The sequence below is a fragment of the Chelativorans multitrophicus genome (assembly GCF_011317445.1).
GTDB classification, from domain to species: domain Bacteria; phylum Pseudomonadota; class Alphaproteobacteria; order Rhizobiales; family Rhizobiaceae; genus Chelativorans; species Chelativorans multitrophicus.
Window position 1 is genome coordinate 490,238 of the sequence record NZ_JAAAPL010000001.1, and the last position, 21,685, is coordinate 511,922.

Here is a 21,685-nt window from a genome sequence, read left to right on the forward strand (position 1 = left end):
TCCTGCCCCGGTCCTCCTCAGTCAAAATTATGCAACAGGATGCGTCCGGTCGCTCTTCGGCCCCTGAACGCCGCTCCTTCGGCCCGCATCCCATTTTCGCGATTGATTGTATACGCGCGTCGACTATAAAATACAAGTATTGGCGAGCGGTAGCGGGAGGAGCAATGACAGTCGTCTTGGGAAACGGAGAATACCGCTTCAAGGTCGAGCGCGGCTGGGGCCGCTTGCCGGACGGGTGGTCGTTGAACGAAGTCGCCGGCGTGGGCGTCGACGCCAAGGACCGCGTCTATGTCTTCAATCGCGGCGAACACCCGATGGTCGTGTTCGACCGCGAGGGGAATTTCCTGACCTCCTGGGGCGAAGGCGTTTTCACCCGCCCGCATGCGGTGCATATCGGGCCGGACGACACGATCTTCTGCACCGACGACGGCGACCATACCGTGCGCAAATGCACGCTCGATGGCAAGGTGCTGATGACGATCGGCGTGCCCGGCGCTCCCTCCCCTTATATGAGTCTAAGGCCGTTCTGCCGCTGCACCCACACGGCCTGCGCGCCCAATGGGGACATTTTCGTCTCGGACGGCTATGGCAATGCGTGCGTGCACAAATACACGCCCGACGGCCGTTATCTGAAAAGCTGGGGCTCGCCGGGTACGGGTCCTGGGCAGTTCAGCCTGCCGCACAACATCACCTGCGATGCGGACGGCTGGGTTTATGTGGCGGACCGCGAGCTCCACCGCATTCAGGTCTTCGACAGCGAAGGCCGCTACGAGACCCAGTGGAACAACCTGCATCGCCCGAGCGCGCTTTACATGCCGCCCGGACGGTGCCCCCTTTGCTATGTGGGTGAGACAGGGCCGACCATGAGCGTCATCCGCAACGTGCCCAATCTCGGCGCACGCATCAGCATCCTCGATAACAAGGGCAATCCGCTGGCCCAGCTCGGCGGGGAGCATGCCGGCAACGGTCCGGGCGAATTCATGTCTCCGCACGGGATCGCGGTCGATTCGGAAGGATCGATCTATGTCGGCGAGGTCGCGCGTACGGCTTGGGGCCATATGAATCCCGGCAAGCCCGTGCCCGAGCCGATCCACGTTCTCAGCAAATTGACCAGGCTCTAGACGAGGAAACGGATATGAAACTTGCGTTCATCGGTTTCGGCGAGGCCGCGCAGGCGATGGCGCTCGGCTTCAAAGCCGAAAGGAGCCTCGAGCGGCTTTCCGTCTACGATATTCGCTCCAATGATCCGGCGCAGGCGCCGGTATTAGAGGCCAAGGCAGCGGAGCTGGATGTCTTCCTGGCGCCGTCGGCCGCCGAGGCAATCAACGAATCGCCCATCGTGCTCTCGCTCGTGCAGGGTTCAGTGGCGGTGAAGGTGGCTGAATCGGTGGCGCCGCTTCTTGCCGAGGGGCAGATCTATATCGACCTCAATTCCGTCTCCCCTGATACCAAGCGCCGCGTGGCGGATGTCATCGCTGGAGGAGGCCGCGGAGATTGTGTCGAAGGCGCGATCATGGATGCCGTCCGGCCGAAGAACCATAAGGTGCCCATCCTGCTTGCCGGCCCCCGCGCGGGCGAAGCGGCGGACAAGCTGAATGCAGCCGGTATGAACAGCGAGGCGATCGGCGAGAATATCGGGCAGGCCTGTGCCGTAAAGATGATCCGCAGCGTGATGATGAAGGGCGTGGAAGCGCTCATCCTCGAAAGCATGGTCGCGGCGGAAACGGCGGGTGTCACGGAGCGCATTCTCGATTCGGTGAACACCACCTTCAAAGGCCTCGATTGGCGCCAGCTCACCTCGCATTACCTAAAGCGGACCCATGAGCATGGCGCGCGCCGTGTATCGGAGATGAAGGAATCCGCCGCGACGGTAAAGGGCCTTGGGCTGGAGCCTTATATGTCGACCGCCATCTCGGAGAGGATCGCGGACGGCTACGCCAAGCTCTCCAAAGTGCCCTATGATCCAAAGGCGCAATACCCCGAACTCCTGAAAGTGCTGACGGACAAGGGCGGAACGTGACGTTCACCGTCAATGGTTGAGCCCAGACCGTGCTCCAAGGAGGAGGTCATGAACAGGATGCAGGAAATCCGCACGCCGGATCAGATCGCGATCCCCGCCGTCTTCATGCGCGGCGGCACATCGAAGGCGATCGTCTTCCACGCGCGCGACCTGCCGGAGAGCCGGGAAGCGCGGGATCGGATTTTCCTGGCAGCAATGGGCTCGCCCGACCCCAATGAGCGGCAGTTGAACGGCATGGGCGGCGGGCTTTCCTCCCTGTCGAAGGTCTGCATCATCGAGCGTTCCAAGGCTCCGGGCGCCGATATCGACTACACTTTCGGGCAGGTGGAGGTCCTTGCAGCACGCGTCGACTACAACGGCAGTTGCGGCAGCATGGCTTCCGCCATGGGCCCCTTTGCCATAGACGAAGGGCTCGTCGAGGCGCCTGCCGATGGCGAGGCGGTCGTGCGCATCCGCGACGTCAACGCCAACAAGATCATTGTTTCGCGGTTTCCAACGCGCGGCGGCAAGGCGGCCGTCCGTGGAGACTTTGCCGTGGACGGCATTGCCGGCACGGGCGCTCCGGTCAGGCTGGAGTTCCAGGCGCCAGGCGGAGCGCATACCGGAAGCCTGCTGCCCTTGGGCGGCATCACCGACACGGTTGAGGTGGCCGGCATCGGCCGGATCGACTTCAGCTTCGTCGATGCGGCCAATCCGGTCATGTTCGTGGATGCGGAGGCGGTTGGGCTCACCGGGACGGAACTGCCGGAGGAAATCGAAGCCAAACCCGGCTTCCTCGACCGGGTCGAGACGATCCGCCGTCATGTGACGGTCAAGGCCGGTGCCGCACCCGATCTTGCGGCCGCCGGCGCCGTATCGTTGCCGCGCATCGCCTTCGTCGCGCCGCCCAAAGCGTATACGGCCCTTTCGGGCCAGCCCTTCCGATCCGACCAGACCGATATTCTTATCCGCATGATCGGCAGGGGCCGGCCACACCGCGCCGTTCCGATAACGACGGCGCTTTGCCTTGCCGTCGCCTGCCGCTTGCCTGGCAGCGTGCCGAACAGGATGTTGAGCGGGCAAGCAAGGGACGGCGGCGATATCATCGTTGGCCATCCCAGCGGAGCATGGTCGATTGCCGCGACGGTTCGGGAAACGCCGGATGGGCCCTATGCCGAGATGGCGGGTACCATCATGACCGCGCGCCGGCTCTTCCAGGGCGAAGTGCTGGTTCCGCGAGAATAGCCCGGCTTCGGCGCCCCCAAAGCGCAATGCAGGGGTCCCATTCGTGATGATGCGGTGAATGCGACGGTGAACCTACCGTCCAGCGGCTGATTGGTCGTCGCCGCGCAATGCAAGATCGAAACTACCACTTGCGCGGCCTGCGAACTTGCGCCAGACTACAATAGTATACAAACGTCTACAATAAAATACGAAAGAGATTCGATAGGCCGCCGCCACAGCGCGCGGTCACGGAGAGGTTTTCGCACGGGCCGAAGAATCGGCCCGGCAAGGGAGGGTCAACTCGCTTCTTGGGAGGAACCGATGCGAGCAATATGTGCAATGGCGTCTTTCGTGGCGGCGGCCGGACTTCTCGTCCTTCCCGCCCATGCCGAGTATCCTGAAGGCCCGATCACCTTCATTGTGCCCTATTCACCGGGAGGGGGCACGGATATCGGGGTACGCACCTGGCAACCCTATATGGAACAGTGCCTGGGCGGAACGATCGTCGTGCAGAACAAGCCGGGAGGCGGCGCGATCCTGGGCATGGCCGAGCTCGCAAAATCGTACCCGGACGGCTACACGCTCGGCAGCACCAACACGCCCAATGTCTACACGAACGCGATTTCCGGGGAGGTGCCGTGGCAGTTGGACAGTTTCGTCTTTCTCGGGGCGCTGGTCGGCGGCCGAAGCACGATCGTGGTGCGCGAAGACAGCCCTCTGCAATCGGTGGCCGACCTCGTGCAGATGGCAAAGGACAAGGGCGGCGCGGTCAATGTGGGGATGTCGGCGCTGGGCGGCGACGACCATTTCATGCTGATCCAGGTGGCGAAGGCAACGGGGCTGAACTTTACCTATATTCCCATGAACGACTCGCCCACGGTCCGCAACGCCCTGATGGGCGGGCATATCGACATTACCGCCATGTCCCACGCCGAAGCGGCGACGCTCAAGGGCTCGATCCGGCCGATCTCGGTCGCCAGCGAGGAGCGGGTCGAGCTTTGGCCCGAGGTGGCGACCCTGAAGGAGCAGGGCTATGACGTCGTCTCCGGTTCCAACCATGTGATCTCCGCGCCCAAGGGCATTCCCGAGGAGGTGGAGCAGAAATGGTCCTCCTGCCTTCAGGAGGTGGGAAAGAACCCGGATTTCATCGCCGATGCCAAAAAGCGATCCGTTCCCCTGGTCGTCATGAGCGCGGACGAGACCAGGAACTACATTACAAAGGACGACACTTTCCTGCGGGCACTTTGGGCGGAGGATCCCTGGATCAAATAGTGGCTATCCTTGCGCAAAGCGTTTGTGTGTCGCTTCTAGTCGCTGCAGTATTTCCCGCATCGCCCTCATCTCGGCGGCGAGGCCATTGGCGGTTTAGAACGCGCGCGCGCGCCAACAGATTTTCGCGTCGCCATCATGGATGGGGCGAGACCGGGGGAGTGCATCTAACTCTTCCAACCCGGGCAGCATCCGGATACAAGCTGAGTACCCGCCCCATTCATTCAGCCAAGCTCCATTCCCTTGGAGAAAATGTGAGACGACGCATATCAAGGACTGGCCTGATAAGGCGTTCGTCCGTACTCGTAGCTTCTCCACGTCTTTGGAAGCCACGGTTGGTCTTCTGGACCGGCGCCATTGCGATCGGCATCATCAGTGTGGGTTTTGCCAGGCTTGCCGACGAAGCCCAAACAATTTTTGCCCATGCCATCAATGTAGAGGGATGGCTTCGCTTCTTGCCGATCCTCGTGACGCCATGCGGCTTCGTCATATGCGCATGGATGGCCTGGCGCTTCTTTCCGGGTTCGCAAGGTAGCGGCATTCCGCAAACCATCGCCGCCCGGCACCTGCGTGAGGAAGTTGAGGTCGGTCAAATCCTGTCTCTGAAAACGGCCGCGGGAAAAATCCTGTTGACGGTTGCAGGGCTGCTCTGCGGCGCTTCCGTGGGACGCGAAGGGCCAACGGTGCAAGTCGGTGCATCGCTGATGCTCCAGGCGGCGCGTTGGGGCGGCATGGCGCGGGCACGCGGCCTCATTCTGGCCGGATCGGCGGCCGGGATCGCTGCTGCGTTCAACACTCCCCTCGCCGGCATCGTCTTTGCAATCGAGGAGATGAGCCGGACCTACCAGTCCCGAACCAACGGGCTCGTGCTTTCGGCGGTCATCCTGGCGGGCGTGGCGTCCCTGGGGATCCTTGGAAACTACACCTATTTCGGCGTCGCTCACAGCAGCGCGACATTCCCCGGCGACTGGCCGATTGTAGTCTCCTGCGGCGTGATCGGCGGTGCGCTTGGGGCAAGCTTCTCCTACCTCACGCTGCGCCTAACAAGGCGCATCCGGCGCTGGCAACCGCATGATCCTTTCCGACGCATGCTTATCGTAGCAGCGCTAAGTGGCATGTTTGTCGCCGTCATAGGGGTGGCCACCGGAGGGTTGACCTTCGGCACCGGCTACGCCGAGGCTCGCGACGCGGTGGAAGGAAACGCCCTGCCCGTATCGTTTTTTGCCGCAAAGCTCGTCGTGACGCTTGCCTCGACCGTTTCGGGTATTCCAGGAGGTCTTTTTGCGCCTTCGCTCTCGGTCGGGGCAGGCTTGGGATCAACTCTCGGCGTGATTCTGGGCGCTGACATCGGTCTGGCAGCCGTCCTCGGAATGGCAGGCTATTTTGCCGGGGTTGTCCAGGCGCCGATGACGGCATTCGTCATCATCCTGGAAATGACAGGCAACCATGCCAATGTGATTCCCCTTATGACCGCCTCGATGCTCGGCTATGGAACCGCACGGCTTGTTTCGCCGGAGCCGCTCTACCATGCACTGTCGCGCCTGTTCATTGCCGACGTGCTGCGGCGGCAAAGAGCAAACAAGGCGGTTGATGACAGGTCCTGAATATCAGCCGCGTCCTGCCAGGTCCGTCATCAGCAGGTGTTTCATTCACTTAGCCGGCAGCTGCTTCGAAAAAGGTCAAGAACGCCCACCGCCCGCACCTAGGCGACCAGGCGCGGGGAAAAGCAAAAACGTTGTACAGGCTGATAAAACAAGATGGTGCGGTCGAGAAGACTCGAACTTCCACGGGTTGCCCCACAGCGACCTCAACGCTGCGCGTCTACCAATTCCGCCACGACCGCACGGAAAGAAGGCCGGTAACGACCGGCACGGGCGCATGTAGCAAATCACCCCTGGCGAAACAAGCCTGCCGAATGCAAATATGCAAAAAGAAAACAAAGCCGCAGCGCGCGCCCCCGCCCTCTCGACTTCGCGCCGTCGCAGGGCCATAGAAAGTGCGGAGCATCAGCCCATGAGCCAGACAAGCCAAACCCGCTTCATCCCGCATTCCCCCTCGCCACCGGTTGAATGGCGAATCGAACCGGGCCTTACTCCCTACGAAAAGGCGCTTGCCTTCATGGAACAGCGCGCAGACGCCATCCGCGCCGGCACGGCGGGTGAGATGGTGTGGCTGGTCGAGCACCCTCCCCTTTACACAGCCGGCACGAGCGCCAGCCCGGGCGACCTGCTCGATCCGAATCGCCTGCCCGTCTACCAGACCGGCCGCGGCGGCGAATACACTTATCATGGTCCGGGTCAGCGCGTGGCCTATGTCATGCTCGACCTGAAACGCCGGCGCGAGGACGTGCGCGCCTTCGTCACCGCGCTGGAGGATTGGATCATCGCCAGCCTCGCCCGTTTCAACATCCGTGGCGAGCGCCGGCAGGGACGCGTCGGGGTGTGGGTGGCGCGCCCGGAAAAATCCCCGCTGCCGGACGGAACGATCATGGAAGACAAGATCGCAGCCATCGGCATCCGTCTACGGCGCTGGGTGAGCTTTCACGGCATTGCCGTCAATGTGGAGCCGGAGCTTGCGCATTTTTCGGGCATCGTGCCCTGCGGAATCTCGGGCTTCGGCGTCACCAGCCTCGTCGATCTCGGCCTGCCCGTCACCATGGCCGATTTCGACGTTGCGCTAAAGGAAGCGTTCGAGGAGGTCTTCGGGGCAGCAGAGCCGCTTTTCGAAACGGATTCCCTGAAAAGGAGTGCCTGACATGGGTGTAAGAGAAACACTCGCCAAGGGCGCAATGGCTCTCGGCCTTCTCCTTGCCACACCCGCCCTGGCCCAGCAGGCGGCCGACACGCTTGCTCCCGAGATCGCCAGCGGTACGGAGGAAAAGGCGCCCGTCAAGGCGCGCCGCCAGATGGTCGTCGCAGCCAATCCGCTTGCCGCCGAGGCGGGCCTGAAAATCCTGCGCGAGGGCGGCAGCGCGGCCGACGCGCTCGTTGCCGTGCAGACGGTGCTCGGTCTCGTCGAGCCACAATCCTCCGGCGTCGGCGGTGGCGCCTTCCTGGTCTGGTATGACGCTGAAAATGGAACGCTGACCACCTTCGACGGCCGTGAAACCGCGCCCGAAGCTGCGACGGCAGAGCTCTTCCTCGACGAGAAGGGCGAGCCGCTTGCCTTCTTCGATGCCGTCGTGGGCGGACGCTCCGTCGGGACACCGGGCGTGGTGCGGCTGATGGAAAAGGCGCACGAGCGCTACGGAACGCTTGATTGGAACATACTCTTCCAGCCTGCCATTACGCTGGCCGAGAACGGCTTTGAAGTCTCGCCACGGCTTCATGCGCTGATCGCCGCCGACAAAGGCAAGCTCGATAAGGAGGAAGCTGCGCGCGCCTACTTCTATGATGCGGACGGCGAGCCGCTGGACGAGGGCACGCTTTTGAAAAACCCTGACTACGCGCAGACATTGCGGGCGATCGGGGAAAAGGGCGCGGATGCTTTTTATACCGGAGAGATCGCCGAGAAGATCGTCGCTGCCGTGCAGAACCACCCGACAAATGCGGGGCTCCTCAGCCTTGAAGATCTCGCCGCATACGAAGTCAGGGAGCGCCCGGCGGTCTGCGCGCCCTATCGCGGCTACGAACTGTGCGGCATGGGGCCGCCCTCCTCTGGTGCACTCACGATCGGGCAGATCCTTGGCATGGTCTCGCATTTCGACCTTGGAGGGCTCGGCTCGGACGATCCGGAGAGCTGGCGCATTATCGGAGACGCGACCCGGCTCGCCTTCGCCGACCGGGAGCTTTACATGGCCGACAGCGATTTCGTCTCCATGCCGCAGGGGCTGCTGAACCCGGATTATCTAAAAGACCGCGCGTCCCTTATCCGCCGCCCGACCGCCCTTCCCGCGGAGGAGGTCAAGGCCGGTACTCCGCCGTGGGACAAGGCTGAGCTGCGCATCCCCGGTATCGACATGGAGCAGCCCTCGACGTCGCATTTCGTCATTGTGGACGAGGCAGGCAACATCGCCTCAATGACCACTTCCATCGAGAATGGTTTCGGCTCGCGGCAGATGGCGGCAGGCTTCCTGCTCAACAACCAGCTCACCGATTTCTCCTTCACCCCGGAGGAGGACGGAAAGGCCGTCGCCAACCGGGTGGAGCCGGGCAAGCGCCCCCGCTCCTCCATGTCGCCCACTGTCGTGTTGCAGGACGGCAGGCCAGTCTTCGCCCTCGGTTCGCCCGGCGGCAGCAACATCATTCCCTATGTCGCCAACACCCTCATCGCGCTTATCGACTGGGATATGGACATGCAGCAGGCCATCTCGCTGCCCCATCTGACGAACCGCTTCGGCACCTATATATTGGAAGCCGGCACGCCGGCCGAGGAACTTGCCGATGACCTCACAGCATTGGGCTTTGAGGTTGAAGCCGGCGAACTCAATTCCGGCCTGCACGGCATCGCCTTCACATCAGAAGGGCTTGAAGGCGGCGCCGACCCGCGGCGAGAGGGCGTGGCGCTAGGTGACTAAGCCGTCCATCCGCAGGGCAGCACCGCGCAAATAACGGCGGCTACAGGGCAAGAATCCAGGTGACGGCAACAAGAACGAAGGAGCTGACTGCGACCAGCGAAGCGATATCATGAATGATGTCGGCCATGGGATTTCTCCTGTGCACAAATGCAGAACAGATCTTGATATGATCCTTATATGTTCTGATAATGTTCCGGTCAACCCTGGATTTGCAGCCAGGTGCCGAACTGCATCAAAATTGATGCCGCATTGGACCGGCTGTGCAGGTGGGCTCGGTTGGAGAAAGCATTGGCTGTGAGGTGATGAATGAGGGTCAAGCGCATTGTTGCCAACATTTCCACGCCCGAGCTTGACGCGGCCAGACGTTTTTACGGCGACATACTCGGGCTGGAGGTGGTGATGGACCATGGCTGGATCACCACCTATGGCTCGAACGAGCAGATGCGGGTGCAGGTCAGCTTTGCCTCGGAAGGAGGCTCATCCACGCCAGTACCGGATTTGTCTATTGAAGTAGACGACCTTGAGGCGGCGCTGGAGCGGGTGCAAAAAGCAGGCGTTCCGATTGAATATGGCCCGGCGGACGAGCCGTGGGGCGTGCGCCGCTTTTACGTGCGGGATCCTTTTGGGAAGCTGGTCAACATCCTCGTCCACGCGGAATGAGCGCGATTAGCCGGCGGGCAAGGAGGCAGCTTATTTTGCCGGAAGCTCCACCACGCGCCCGTCGGAGAGGGTCACGCGGCGATCCATCCGGGCAGCAAGCTCTTCATTATGCGTCGCGATAAGCGCCGCCAAGCCCGAATGCCGGACGATGGCCTCAAGCGCCTCGAAGACATAGCCCGCGGTCACAGGATCCAGATTGCCCGTCGGCTCGTCGGCAAGAAGCACCAGCGGGGCATTGGCCACTGCACGCGCGATTGCGACGCGCTGCTGTTCGCCGCCTGACAGCTCCGAAGGACGATGCTCGGTGCGGGAACCAAGCTTCATATAAGCGAGAAGCTGGCCGGCGCGCTCCCTGGCTTCCGCAGGGCTCAAACCGGCGATGAGCTGCGGCATCATCACATTTTCGATTGCGGTGAATTCAGGCAGGAGGTGGTGGAACTGGTAAACGAAGCCGATTTCCTTCCGGCGTATCTCCGTCCTCCGGTCGTCCGCAAGCCCGGCACAGGGCTGCCCGTTGACAATGACATCGCCGCCGTCGGGATGTTCCAGCAGGCCGGCGATGTGGAGCAGCGTCGATTTGCCGGTCCCGGAAGGTGCCACCAGCGCGACCATTTCGCCGGGCGCGAGCGTGAAATCGGCAGCTTTCAGGATGGTGAGCGTGTTCTGTCCCTGAACATAGTGCCGGTCGACCGACTTCAATTCCAATACGCTTGTCGGCATCTACTCGTATCTCAAGGCGTCCACGGGATCGAGGCGCGAAGCGCGCCAGGCCGGAAACAGAGTTGCAAGGAAGGAAAGGATGAGGGCCATCAAGACCACGGAAATGGTTTCGCCACTTTCCATATCGGCGGGCAACTGGCTCAGGAAATACACTTCCGGATCGAAGATCACCGTGCCTGATAACCAGGTGAAGAACTCCCGGATGGATTCCACGTTCAGGCAGAGCATCGACCCGAGCACAAGGCCGGCGAAGGTTCCCGCCACACCGATCGAAGCACCCGCCATCAGGAAGATGCGCATGATAGAGCCGCTGGTGGCTCCCATCGTGCGCAGAATGGCTATGTCGTGGCTCTTGTCCTTCACCAGCATGATCATGCCGGAAATGATGTTGAGCGCCGCCACCAGCACAATCATGGTCAGGATCATGAACATAACGTTCCGCTCGACCTGAAGGGCGGAGAAGAACACCTGATTTCGCTGGCGCCAGTCGCTAATGGAGACCGGGCGCATGGCCGCCTCCTCCACCAGTGGACGCAAGGTGCCGACATTGTCGGGATGATCAGCGAATACTTCGATGAACTGTACCAGGCCTTCGACATTGAAGAAGAGCTGCGCCTCCTCCAGCGGCATATATATGATGGAGGCATCATATTCCGACATGCCGATCTCGAAGACAGCCGTGACGGGATAGCTTTTCACGCGGGGTGTCGTGCCAAAGGGCGTCACATCGCCTTCCGGCGCAACAAGGGTGATGGAATCACCCACCGCCAGTCCGAGGCTCTGCGCCATGCGAGACCCGATTGCGACCCCCTGCCCCGCGGCAAAATCGACCAGCGAGCCGACACGAATGTTCTTTGCCACCAGATCGATCTTGGTGAGGTCTTCAGCACGCACACCACGGACGAGCGCGCCGCTACCGGCTCCGCTGCGACCGGAGGCAAGCACCTGCCCCTCCACGATCGGCATTGCGTCACGCACGCCTGGCACCTGGGCGATGCGTCCGGCGACCGCATCATAGTCGCTCAATGGTGAATCGACGGGCTGCACGATGATATGGCCGTTCACGCCCAGAATGCGTGTCAGGAGTTCGCCGCGAAAGCCGTTCATCACCGCCATCACCACAATAAGAGTGGCGACTCCGAGCATGATGCCCAGAAATGAAATCAGCGCGATCACGGAAACGACGGTTTCCTTGCGGCGCGAGCGCAGATAGCGCCAAGCGACGAGGCGCTCGAAATAGGAGAAGGGTTTAATACCCCCTTTTGCCGCCTCGGCTCCGCTCATCGACGCGCGCCGAACCGCCCGGGTACTGCCGAAATAGGCAAATTCTCACGCTCTCCCGTGGCTCGGTTCTTCACTTCAACTTCTCCGGCGGCTATTCCACGCGGGCCGACGATTACCTGCCAGGGAAGACCGATGAGATCAGCCGTCGCAAACTTCGCGCCGGCGCGCTGATCCGTGTCGTCGTAAAGCACCTCGCGACCGGCCGCCGTCATCCCGGCGTATAGCTCCTCGCAAACGCGGTCACATTCCGCATCGCCCACTTTCATATTTATGAGCGCCACATCGAAGGGAGCCACGCTTTCCGGCCAGATAATTCCGCCATCATCATGGCTCGCCTCGATAATCGCGGCGGTAAGCCGCGTCGGGCCGATGCCATAGGAACCCATGGAAACGAAGTGTTCCTGCCCGTCCGGCCCCGTCACCTTCGCGTTCATCGGCTTGGAATATTTCGTGCCGAAATGGAAGATATGGCCAACTTCAATGCCGCGCGCGGCAAGCTGCTTTTCCGCCGGCACCTCGGCCCATGCGGCCTCGTCATGCATCTCGTCCGTCGCCGCATAGGGTGTGGTCCACTCCGAAACCACGCCGCCGATCTCCGCATCATTGGTGAAATCGACATCGGCCGGCGGCACCGGAAGGTCCAAAAAGTCCTTATTGCAGAAAACCTCGCTTTCGCCCGTTGAGGCGAGAATGATGAATTCGTGGCTCAAATCGCCGCCGATCGGGCCCGTATCGGCTCGCATGGGAATAGCCTTCAGGCCCATGCGGGCGAAAGTTCTAAGATAGGCCACGAACATGCGATTATAGGCCGCCTTGGCGCCCTCGTAATCGAGGTCGAAGCTGTAAGCGTCCTTCATCAGGAACTCACGGGAGCGCATGACGCCGAAACGCGGCCGCACCTCGTCGCGGAACTTCCATTGGATGTGATAAAGATTGAGCGGCAGATCCTTGTAGGATTTCACATAGGCCCGGAAGATATCCGTCACCATCTCTTCATTGGTGGGTCCGTAGAGCATGGCGCGATCCTGCCGGTCGCGGATGCGCAGCATCTCCTTGCCATAATCGTTGTAACGGCCGCTCTCGATCCATAGATCGGCCGACTGAATGGTGGGCATCAGGATTTCCTGGGCGCCCGCGCGATCCTGCTCCTCGCGGACGATCTGGCACACCTTGTCGAGAACGCGCTTGCCGAGAGGCAGCCACGAGAAACTGCCCGCCCCCTGCTGCCGGATCATGCCGGAGCGGAGCATAAGCCTATGCGAGACGATTTCAGCCTCGCGGGGTGTCTCCTTCAATATGGGCAAAAAGTAACGCGATACACGCATGAGTTTATCCGTGACGAGAGGGCGGCGGAATCAGTCTTGCCCGCCAGAGCGGTGACGCTTCTTATCGGTTTCGAGGCAAATTGAAAACCCGCACCATCCATGGGCAAGCTGCCCCGCAAGAGCCATCAACCATACCGTCAAACCCGGCCATAAATTGAAAAATTTCGCGTGACATTGAGTCAAAACTTGGTCTAAAGTTATCGACACAAAATAAGAGGGTGGAACAATGAATCCGCTCTCATTACGCGGTCAAAAGTCTTGGGAGGATACGGTCCTGGCGCGGTTACTCGCCGCCGCCGTTTAAAAAAAACGGAAGCGGATCGGACGCGTTCTAGTTGCAAGGCTTCTGCCTTGCTTTTTTTTTGACCCAGAACTCCCGATCAACGGAGTTTAGGAACGATCTGCGGGATATCGTCGAACGAATATCCGAGCACACGCGTGACCACATAGAAAATACCGATGACGGCCACTGTCAGCATCGTTGTGCGGATCACTGCGCGCAGCATATGCGGGCCGCGTGGCGCGCTGGACGTCGTTCCCAACACCACCTCTTGATCGTCGTCCTGCGTGCGCAAGCCGAAAGGCAGCGAAACGAACAGCATCATCCACCAGACGATGAAGAAAACTGCCGCGAGCGAAATCCAGGTCATTCATTTTCCAATGCGTGGGGACTAACTCACTCGCAAGTGAGGAGGTTCGACACTTCGAGCCCGGCTACGCCGTTCAGCTATAAAACTGCCGTTCTATAAATAGCGCCTAAGCCGGCGGTTTGAAACCACCGACGGCGCGGCGTGCCGTCACACTTCTTCAAGCTCCACGAGCGTGCCGCAAAAGTCCTTGGGATGCAGAAAAAGCACCGGCTTGCCGTGAGCGCCTGTCTTCGGCTCGCCATCGCCCAACACACGGGCGCCGCCAGCCACCAGCCGATCGCGGGCAACGATGATGTCGTCCACTTCGTAGCATATGTGGTGCATGCCGCCCGCCGGGCTCTTCTCGAGAAAACCGGCGATCGGTGAATTTTCGCCCAGCGGCTCGATCAGCTCCACCTTCGTGTTGCCGAGTTCGACGAAGACGACCGTGACCCCGTGCTCAGGCAGGGCCTGTGGCGGCGAGACGGTGGCGCCCAACACGTCACGATAGGTGGCGGCGGCTGCCTCAAGATCGGGCACAGCGATCGCAACGTGATTGAGCCGCTTGAGCATCTCCCTCCTTACTGGGTGACAAAGACCGTCACGATCGGCTTCTTGCCCCAGGCGTCACTGGCGGCCGCACGCACCGCGCGCCGCACCGCCTCGCCCACGAGATCAAGGTCCCTGCGGTTGCCGCGCGGGATGCTGCGCACGGCTCCCACCGCGGCATCCAGCATGATATCCTCCATCGGCTCACCCGCAGAGTCCGCCTGCGGCAGGCCGATTGCCACCAGATCTGGATCGCCCGCCAGATCATAGCGGTCATCGAGCACGACATTGACAGCCACATGGCCGGCAAAGGAAAGCTTGCGCCTGTCGCGCACGCCCACTTCATCGTCCGTGCCAATCACCTTGCCGTCCCGGTAGATGCGGCCAAACGGAACCTGGTCGATGATTTCGGCCGGACCTGGAGCCAGGCGCAGCATGCCGCCATTCCTCACCTGGGCCACCTCGGGGATTCCGGACATGGCGCCGAGCGATCCCTGCGCAACCAGATGGGCGGCCTCGCCATGGACGGGCACCAGGATGCGCGGCCTTACCCATTCATACATCTGCTTCAATTCGTTGCGGCGCGGATGGCCGGAAACATGAACGAGCGCGTCGCTATCCTCGACAACCCTGATCCCCTGTTCGATCAGCTGGTTTTTGATGGTGAGGATCGCCTTTTCGTTGCCCGGAATGGTGCGCGAGGAAAAGATGACCGTATCACCCGGCGAGAGCGCCACATTGCGCATCTCGTCGCGCGCAAGCTTTGCCAATGCCGCGCGGGCTTCGCCCTGGCTGCCGGTACAGAGGATCACCGCGTTCTCGCGCGGGATATAACCGAAATCCTCCTCGACGAGGAAGGGTGGCAATCCGTCCAGATATCCCAGCTCGTCGGCGACATCGATGACGCGTTGCAACGAGCGCCCGAGCACCAGCACCTGCCGGCCTGCATCGCGCGCCGCTTCGGCTATCGAGCGGATGCGCCCGACATTGGAGGAGAAGGTGGTAACGGCCACGCGACCCGGCGCCTTCTCGATCACCTCCCTCAGCCCCCGGCCGACATCCTGCTCCGAGGGGGAAACACCCTCGCGCATGGCATTGGTGGAATCGCAGATGAGCGCCAGAACGCCCTTCTCTCCCAGGGCGCGGAAGCGTGCCTCGTCCGTTTTGGGGCCGAGTTCGGGCGCGGGATCGATCTTCCAGTCGCCGGTATGGATCACCGTTCCCGCCGGCGTGGTGATGGCGAGAGAGACAGGCTCGGGGATCGAGTGGGCGACGGCGATCGCCTCGATGGCGAAGGGGCCGACGGTGAAGGTCTCGCCGGCCTTGTAGATCGTCACCGGCACTTTCGGCGCGTTCACCTCACCCTGCCGTTTGGCCTCGAGAAGGCCTGCCGTGAACGGCGTCATCCACACATTGGTCTTGAGGCGCGGCCAAAGGTCCAGCAACGCGCCGTAATGGTCCTCATGCGCGTGGGTGATGATTATGCCCGCGAGATTTTCAAGCTGGTCCTCGATGAAGCTGACATCCGGAAGAATGAGATCGACGCCCGGCAGGTTCTCGCCTGGAAAGCTCACACCGCAATCGATCATGATCCAGGTGCGATTGTCGCGCGGCCCGTAACCATAGAGGGCCAAATTCATGCCGATCTCGCCGACACCACCCAAAGGGCAAAAAACCAGTTCCGCTTCGTCGGACGCCACGCCCTCTCCTCTTCTAATCCCTTGCCGACGCCACGGCGCCGAAATGCACATCGCCCGCGGCGATCAACAGCCGCGATCCATTATCCTCCCTTACGACGAACCGGCATTGTTCGTCGATTGTTTCGAAAATCCCGCGCACCACTCTTCCATCGGCACGCACCGAAACTGTGGAACCGAGGCCCGCGGCGTTTTCCAGCCAGCGGTCGCGGATGGCCGACATGCCGCGCGGCCCTTGCCAAAGAGCAAAATTTTCGACCCACGCGGCCGACAGCGCCTCAAATAGACGTTCGGCATCGCAATCCGCCCCAAGCCCCTGCAGGGAGATCGCCGGGTAAGGCGTGTCGACGGGATGCGAGACGATGTTGACGCCGATGCCGATCGCCACCGCGAACCGGCCCTCCCCCAGCACGGAGGATTCAAGCAGGATGCCCGCGAGCTTGGCGCCATCCGCAAGCACATCATTTGGCCATTTGAGCTCGAAGCGGGTGCGCTCTGCCTTCCCCTCGCCGCCATCGATCCCGATGCCGAGCCGCGCCGACGGCGCGGCCTGACGCAGAGCATCCGAAAGTGACAATCCGGCCACGAAGCCGAGCGTTGCGGCAGCGCCCGGTTCAATCCGGTCGGCAAGAAGCAGCGTGGCGGCGAGGTTGCCCGCAGGCGTTTCCCAGGTCCGGCCCCGCCTGCCGCGCCCACTTGTCTGGTTTTTCGAGACGACCCAAAGCTTTCCGGGATCGCCGCTCACAGCCCTTTCGAGCGCCAAGACATTTGTCGACCCGACGCTCTCATGCGCCTCCAGCCGGTACCCTGCGGCAGAAGCCGAAGCCGCGAGCGCGAACATCTTAAAAGAACGTCGACGCTGCGGCTTCCGCCAGCCGGCCGACAGGGCCGCCGAAGAACACGTAAAGAAGCACGAAAGCGCCCGATAGAGTAAGCACAAGACGCAGTTCGCCCGCCATCGGCTGGAAGGCTCCGACGGACTCATCGAACCACATCACCTTGATAATGCGCAGGTAGTAGTACGCGGCCACCACAGAGGCGAGGACGCCGATGACCGCCAGCGCCACCAGCCCGGCATTGATGGCGGCGAGGAAGACGTACCACTTGGCCCAGAAGCCCGCGAGCGGCGGAATGCCGGCCATGGAGAACATCAGGATCGTCATGATGGTGGCCATCATGGGATTTGTGGAGGCAAGCCCAGCGAGATCGTCGATCTGCTCGACATTGGTGTCGTTGCGGCGCATCGCAAGGATGAAGGCGAAGGTGCCGAGCGTCATCGCAAGGTAGATGAGCATATAGATGATGACGCCGCGCACGCCGGCCTCTGAATTGGCGGCAAGCCCGACCAAAGCGAAGCCCATATGGCCGATGGAGGAATAGGCCATCAGACGCTTGATGTTGCGCTGGCCTATGGCCGCGAAGGAGCCGAGAAGCATGGACGCGATCGAAATGAAGACCACGATCTGCTGCCAATCGACGGCGATGGGCTCGAACGCCTGCATCGTTACGCGGATGAGCAGGGCGATGGCAGCCATCTTGGGCGCGGCGGCGAAAAAGGCCGTCACCGGCGTTGGCGCACCCTCGTAGACATCCGGCGTCCACATATGGAACGGCACGGCGGAGATCTTGAAGGCCAGGCCGGCCAGAACGAACACGAGCCCGAAGACGAGGCCCAGCTGCCTCTCACCGCCGCTCGAAAGGGCAGTGGCGATAGCCTCGAAGCCGGTGTTGCCGGTAAAGCCGTAGACCAGCGAGACGCCGTAGAGCAGCATGCCCGAGGAGAGAGCGCCGAGGACGAAATATTTCAGTCCCGCCTCCGTCGCGCGCACGCTGTCGCGGTTAATCGCGGCCACGACGTAAAGCGCAAGCGACTGAAGCTCCAGGCCAAGATAGAGCGAGATCATGTCATTGGCCGAAATCATCAGCAGCATGCCGAGCGTCGACAGCATGATCAGGACCGGATACTCGAACTTGTCGAACTTCTCCGCCTTGGCGAAGCCAACAGACATGACGAGAGTCACGGCCGCGCCGATCAGGGTCAATAGCTTCATGAAGCGGGAGAAGGGGTCGCTGATGAAGGCGCCGCCGAAAGCCTCTCCATCGGCCGGGAAGACCACGATCCAGGCGATGGCAGCGAGGAACAGCGCCACCGCAAGGCCCGTCACAGTGGCGTTCGCCCTCTCGCCAGAAAAGACGCCGATCATCAGCAGCACCATGGCGCCGACGGCAAGCGCCACTTCGGGAAAAGCGAGGGCCAGGCTCGATGCGAGATCAAAGTTCATTTGCCAGTCTTCCCGTTCAATTGGCCGCCGCGGCCTGCGCGGTGGAAAGCGATGCGCTGACGTGGTCAAGCAGCGCGCTCACCGAGGCCGTGGTGGTATCGATGAGTGCGGAGGGATAAACGCCGAAGAAGATGACCAGCGCCACCAGCGGATAGAGGATCGTCTTCTCGCGCAGCGAAAGGTCCGTCAGTCCCTTCAGGCTCTCCTTGGTCAGGGCACCGAAAATCACGCGGCGGTAGAGCCATAGCGCATAAGCGGCAGAGAGCACCACGCCGGTGGTGGCGAAGAATGCCACCCATGTGTTCACCTGGAAGGCGGCAAAAAGCGTCAGGAACTCGCCGACGAAGCCGCTCGTACCGGGCAGGCCCACATTGGCCATGGTGAAGACCATGAAGGCCACCGCATATTTCGGCATGTTGTTGACGAGGCCGCCATAGGCAGAGATCTCGCGGGTGTGCATACGGTCGTAGATCACGCCCACGCACAGAAAGAGCGCGCCTGAGACGAGGCCGTGGGAGAGCATCTGGAAGATGGCGCCTTGCACGCCCTGCTCGTTCATGGCGAAAATGCCCATGGTGACGAAGCCCATATGGGCCACGGACGAATATGCGATGAGCTTCTTGATGTCATCCTGCATCATCGCCACCAGCGAGGTGTAGATGATGGCGACAACGGAGAGCGTGAAGACGAATGGAGCGAATTCCGCCGACGCCTCGGGGAACATCGGCAAGGAGAAGCGGAGAAAACCGTAGCCGCCCATTTTCAGGAGGATGCCCGCCAGGATCACGGAGCCTGCCGTCGGCGCCTCGACGTGGGCGTCCGGCAGCCAGGTGTGCACCGGCCACATGGGCATCTTCACCGCGAAGGAGGCGAAGAAGGCGATCCAAAGCCAATATTGCATCTGGACGGGGAAGGCATGCGTGAGCAGCGTCGGAATGTCCGTCGTGCCGGACTGCCAGAACATGGCCATCATGGCCAGTAGCATGAGCACGGAGCCGGCGAGCGTATAGAGGAAGAACTTGAAGCTCGCATAGACCCGGCGCTTGCCGCCCCACACGCCGATGATGATGAACATCGGAATGAGGCCAGCCTCGAAGAACACGTAGAAGAGCACGATATCGAGCGCGCAGAAGACGCCGATCATCAGCGTTTCCAGGATCAGAAACGCGATCATGTATTCCTTGACACGGCTGTCGATCGCCTCCCAGCTTGCCAGGATGCAGAAGGGCATCAGGAAAGTGGTGAGGATCACGAACAGCATCGAAATGCCGTCCACCCCCATATGGTAGGAAATGCCGGAGTCCAGCCACTCCCTCTTTTCGACCATCTGGAAGCCGGGCGTCGTGTAATCGAAGCCGATCCAGATGAAGAGCGACAGGATGAAGGTGAAGACCGTCGTCAGCAGCGCCACGTTGCGGATGTTGCGGCGCGCGCCCTGCCCGTCATCCCTGATAAGCAGGATGAGGAATGCGCCGACGAGCGGCAGGAAAGTGACCGTGGAAAGAATGGGCCAGTCGGTCATTTAGAAGGAGCTCCCGAGCATCATCCAGGTCACGAAGGCAGCGATGCCGATCAGCATCGCGAAGGCGTAATGATAGAGATAGCCGGTCTGCAGCTTGACCACGCGATTGGCAACGTCGACCACCCGCGCAGAAATGCCGTCGGGGCCGAAGCCGTCAATGAACCAGCCGTCGCCCTTTTTCCAAAGAAAGCGGCCGAGGCGCTGCGCCGGGCGCACGAACAGGAAGTCGTATACTTCGTCGAAGTACCACTTGTTCAGCAGGAAGGCATAAAGAGCGCGGTGCCGTTCGGCGAGCCGCTTCGGGCTTTCCGGCGAGCGGATGTAGAACTGCCAGGCAACAAGAAGCCCAAACAGCATCGCCACGAATGGCGAGAGCTTCACCCACAGCGGCACATGATGGAACTCCTCCACCATATGATTGTCTGGCAGCGTAAAGAGTGCGCCCTTCCAGAAGTGGTCGTATTCGTGGCCGACGAAGAAGCCTTCGAAAACGAGACCGGCGAAGATGGCGCCGATCGCCAGCAGGAAGAGCGGCACCAGCATCACATAGGGTGATTCATGCACATGGTGCATGACGTCCGAAGAGGCGCGCGGCTTGCCGTGAAAGGTCATGAAGATCAGCCGCCAGGAATAGAAACTGGTGAAGACGGCGGCCACCACCAGCAATGTGAAGGCGATGGGCGCCACCGCGTTGTGGGCTACGAAGGAGCCTTCGATGATAGCGTCCTTCGAAAAGAAGCCCGCCGTGCCGATAAGCGTGCCGGGAATGCCGACACCCGTCAGCGCAAGCGTGCCGATGATCATCATCCAGTAGGTCTGCGGAATGAGTTTCCTCAGGCCGCCCATCTTACGCATGTCCTGCTCGTCGGAGACCGCATGGATAACCGAGCCTGAGCCCAGGAAGAGCAACGCCTTGAAGAAGGCGTGCGTGAAGAGGTGGAAGATCGCCGCGCTATAGAAGCCCGTGCCGAGCGCCACGAACATGTAGCCGAGCTGAGAGCAGGTGGAATAGGCGATAACGCGCTTGATGTCGTTTTGCACGAGGCCGACGGTCGCGGCGAAGAAGGCCGTGAAGGCGCCCACGGCCGTCACCACCGTCAGGGCGGTTTGCGACAGCTCGAAAATGGGCGACAGCCGCGCCACCATGAACACGCCCGCCGTCACCATCGTCGCGGCGTGGATGAGGGCGGAGACCGGCGTCGGGCCTTCCATGGCGTCGGGAAGCCAGGTGTGGAGCGGCACCTGCGCCGACTTGCCCATCGCGCCCAGGAAGAGGAGCAGGCAGACGACCGTCAGCGCGGAATGCGGATCGAGGGCATAGCCCAGGAAGGTCAGCACCGGCTGGGCCGCTTCCGCCCCGCCTTCACCCGGCATGAAGGCCGCCGTGTTGGCAAAGATCGTGTCGAAATTGATCGAACCGAAGAGGACGAACACGCCGAAAATGCCGAGCGCAAAGCCGAAATCGCCCACGCGGTTGACGATAAAGGCTTTCATGGCCGCGGCATTGGCGGAGGGCTTCTTGTACCAGAAGCCGATAAGCAGATAGGAGGCCAGGCCCACGCCTTCCCAGCCGAAGAACATCTGCACCAGGTTGTCGGATGTCACCAGCATGAGCATGGCGAAAGTGAAGAGCGACAGGTAGGCGAAGAAGCGCGGCCGGTCGGGGTCGTGGTGCATGTAGCCGATGGAATAGATGTGCACCAGCGCCGAGACGGTGTTGACCACCACCAGCATCACTGCCGTCAGCGTGTCGATCCTAAGCGCCCAGTCCACATCCAGCGCGCCGGATGAGATGAAGCGCAGAAGCGGTATGGTGATTGCCTCGCCGTCGCCCAGGCCCACCTGAAAGAAAGCGATCCATGACAGGAAGGCTGAGACCACCAGCAGGCCGGACGTGATGTATTCCGACCCTTTGGCGCCGATCGAGCGGCCGAAGAGCCCGGCGATCAGGAAGCCCGCAAGCGGAAGGAAGACGATTGCTTGATACATGTTTTCGCCGACCTCTAAAG

The 21,685-nt window shown here is 61.5% G+C and carries 18 protein-coding genes and 1 tRNA gene; 8 read left to right on the forward strand and 11 right to left on the reverse strand.

Translation table 11 applies throughout. The features are described 5' to 3' along the window. Positions 1–164: 164 nt before the first annotated feature. The 5 genes from GNP00_RS02520 (at position 165) to GNP00_RS02540 (ending at position 6,096) form a co-directional block, all read left to right on the forward strand. Positions 165–1,121, forward strand: a complete 957-nt coding sequence (locus GNP00_RS02520) for a peptidyl-alpha-hydroxyglycine alpha-amidating lyase family protein (RefSeq protein WP_011580390.1) — start codon at positions 165–167, stop codon at positions 1,119–1,121. Positions 1,122–1,135: 14 nt separating this feature from the next. Then, entirely contained in the window at positions 1,136–2,020 is an 885-nt protein-coding gene (locus GNP00_RS02525; protein WP_011580389.1) for an NAD(P)-dependent oxidoreductase, read from the forward strand. Positions 2,021–2,068: 48 nt separating this feature from the next. Next, positions 2,069–3,244 (forward strand): 2-methylaconitate cis-trans isomerase PrpF family protein, encoded by a 1,176-nt coding sequence (locus GNP00_RS02530; protein ID WP_198139709.1) that lies wholly within the window; start codon positions 2,069–2,071, stop codon positions 3,242–3,244. A 300-nt stretch (positions 3,245–3,544) separates the two neighbouring features. Further along, complete coding sequence (locus GNP00_RS02535; RefSeq protein WP_011580387.1) at positions 3,545–4,495, forward strand: tripartite tricarboxylate transporter substrate binding protein; 951 nt, start codon at positions 3,545–3,547, stop codon at positions 4,493–4,495. Positions 4,496–4,746: 251 nt separating this feature from the next. Then, a complete protein-coding gene (locus tag GNP00_RS02540) occupies positions 4,747–6,096 on the forward strand; it encodes a chloride channel protein (protein ID WP_166015709.1) in 1,350 nt (449 codons plus the stop codon). A 154-nt stretch (positions 6,097–6,250) separates the two neighbouring features. Here GNP00_RS02540 and GNP00_RS02545 read toward each other — a convergent pair. Further along, positions 6,251–6,335, reverse strand: a tRNA-Leu gene (locus GNP00_RS02545). A gap of 170 nt (positions 6,336–6,505) precedes the next feature. Here GNP00_RS02545 and lipB point away from each other — a divergent pair. The 3 genes from lipB to GNP00_RS02560 all read left to right on the forward strand — a co-directional run bounded on the left by lipB (position 6,506) and on the right by GNP00_RS02560 (position 9,668). Further along, positions 6,506–7,246 carry a lipoyl(octanoyl) transferase LipB gene (lipB, locus tag GNP00_RS02550; RefSeq protein WP_011580385.1) on the forward strand — a complete coding sequence of 247 codons (741 nt, stop codon included), beginning with the start codon at positions 6,506–6,508 and terminating at the stop codon, positions 7,244–7,246. 1 nt (position 7,247) lies between these two features. Then, the gene (ggt, locus tag GNP00_RS02555; RefSeq protein WP_011580384.1) at positions 7,248–9,008 is read left to right on the forward strand and encodes a gamma-glutamyltransferase; all 1,761 of its coding nucleotides are present in this window, start codon (positions 7,248–7,250) and stop codon (positions 9,006–9,008) included. 306 nt (positions 9,009–9,314) lie between these two features. Beyond that, the gene (locus GNP00_RS02560) at positions 9,315–9,668 is read left to right on the forward strand and encodes a VOC family protein (RefSeq protein ID WP_011580383.1); all 354 of its coding nucleotides are present in this window, start codon (positions 9,315–9,317) and stop codon (positions 9,666–9,668) included. Between the two features lie 30 nt (positions 9,669–9,698). Here GNP00_RS02560 and GNP00_RS02565 read toward each other — a convergent pair whose 3' ends face one another. The 10 genes from GNP00_RS02565 to nuoL form a co-directional block, all read right to left on the reverse strand. Beyond that, positions 9,699–10,388, reverse strand: coding sequence for an ABC transporter ATP-binding protein (locus GNP00_RS02565; RefSeq protein WP_011580382.1), 690 nt, complete (start codon positions 10,386–10,388; stop codon positions 9,699–9,701). Continuing rightward, positions 10,389–11,672, reverse strand: a complete 1,284-nt coding sequence (locus GNP00_RS02570) for a lipoprotein-releasing ABC transporter permease subunit (RefSeq protein WP_011580381.1) — start codon at positions 11,670–11,672, stop codon at positions 10,389–10,391. Further along, positions 11,669–12,997 (reverse strand): proline--tRNA ligase, encoded by a 1,329-nt coding sequence (proS, locus tag GNP00_RS02575; RefSeq protein WP_011580380.1) that lies wholly within the window; start codon positions 12,995–12,997, stop codon positions 11,669–11,671. Before proS ends, GNP00_RS02570 begins: the two co-directional genes overlap by 4 nt. A 380-nt stretch (positions 12,998–13,377) precedes the next feature. Further along, on the reverse strand, positions 13,378–13,647 hold the full coding sequence (locus GNP00_RS02580; protein WP_011580379.1) for a DUF1467 family protein: 270 nt from the start codon (positions 13,645–13,647) through the stop codon (positions 13,378–13,380). 147 nt (positions 13,648–13,794) lie between these two features. Beyond that, positions 13,795–14,199, reverse strand: a complete 405-nt coding sequence (gene mce, locus GNP00_RS02585; RefSeq protein WP_011580378.1) for a methylmalonyl-CoA epimerase — start codon at positions 14,197–14,199, stop codon at positions 13,795–13,797. Between the two features lie 8 nt (positions 14,200–14,207). Continuing rightward, positions 14,208–15,815 carry a ribonuclease J gene (locus tag GNP00_RS02590; protein ID WP_246259250.1) on the reverse strand — a complete coding sequence of 536 codons (1,608 nt, stop codon included), beginning with the start codon at positions 15,813–15,815 and terminating at the stop codon, positions 14,208–14,210. A 73-nt stretch (positions 15,816–15,888) separates the two neighbouring features. Further along, positions 15,889–16,713 (reverse strand): biotin--[acetyl-CoA-carboxylase] ligase, encoded by an 825-nt coding sequence (locus tag GNP00_RS02595; RefSeq protein WP_011580376.1) that lies wholly within the window; start codon positions 16,711–16,713, stop codon positions 15,889–15,891. Position 16,714: 1 nt separating this feature from the next. After that, positions 16,715–18,154: an NADH-quinone oxidoreductase subunit NuoN gene (nuoN, locus tag GNP00_RS02600; protein WP_011580375.1), complete on the reverse strand. Its 1,440-nt coding sequence runs from the start codon at positions 18,152–18,154 to the stop codon at positions 16,715–16,717. A 16-nt stretch (positions 18,155–18,170) separates the two neighbouring features. Next, on the reverse strand, positions 18,171–19,676 hold the full coding sequence (locus tag GNP00_RS02605) for an NADH-quinone oxidoreductase subunit M (RefSeq protein ID WP_011580374.1): 1,506 nt from the start codon (positions 19,674–19,676) through the stop codon (positions 18,171–18,173). Then, positions 19,677–21,665, reverse strand: coding sequence for an NADH-quinone oxidoreductase subunit L (nuoL, locus tag GNP00_RS02610; RefSeq protein WP_011580373.1), 1,989 nt, complete (start codon positions 21,663–21,665; stop codon positions 19,677–19,679). Positions 21,666–21,685: the final 20 nt, after the last annotated feature.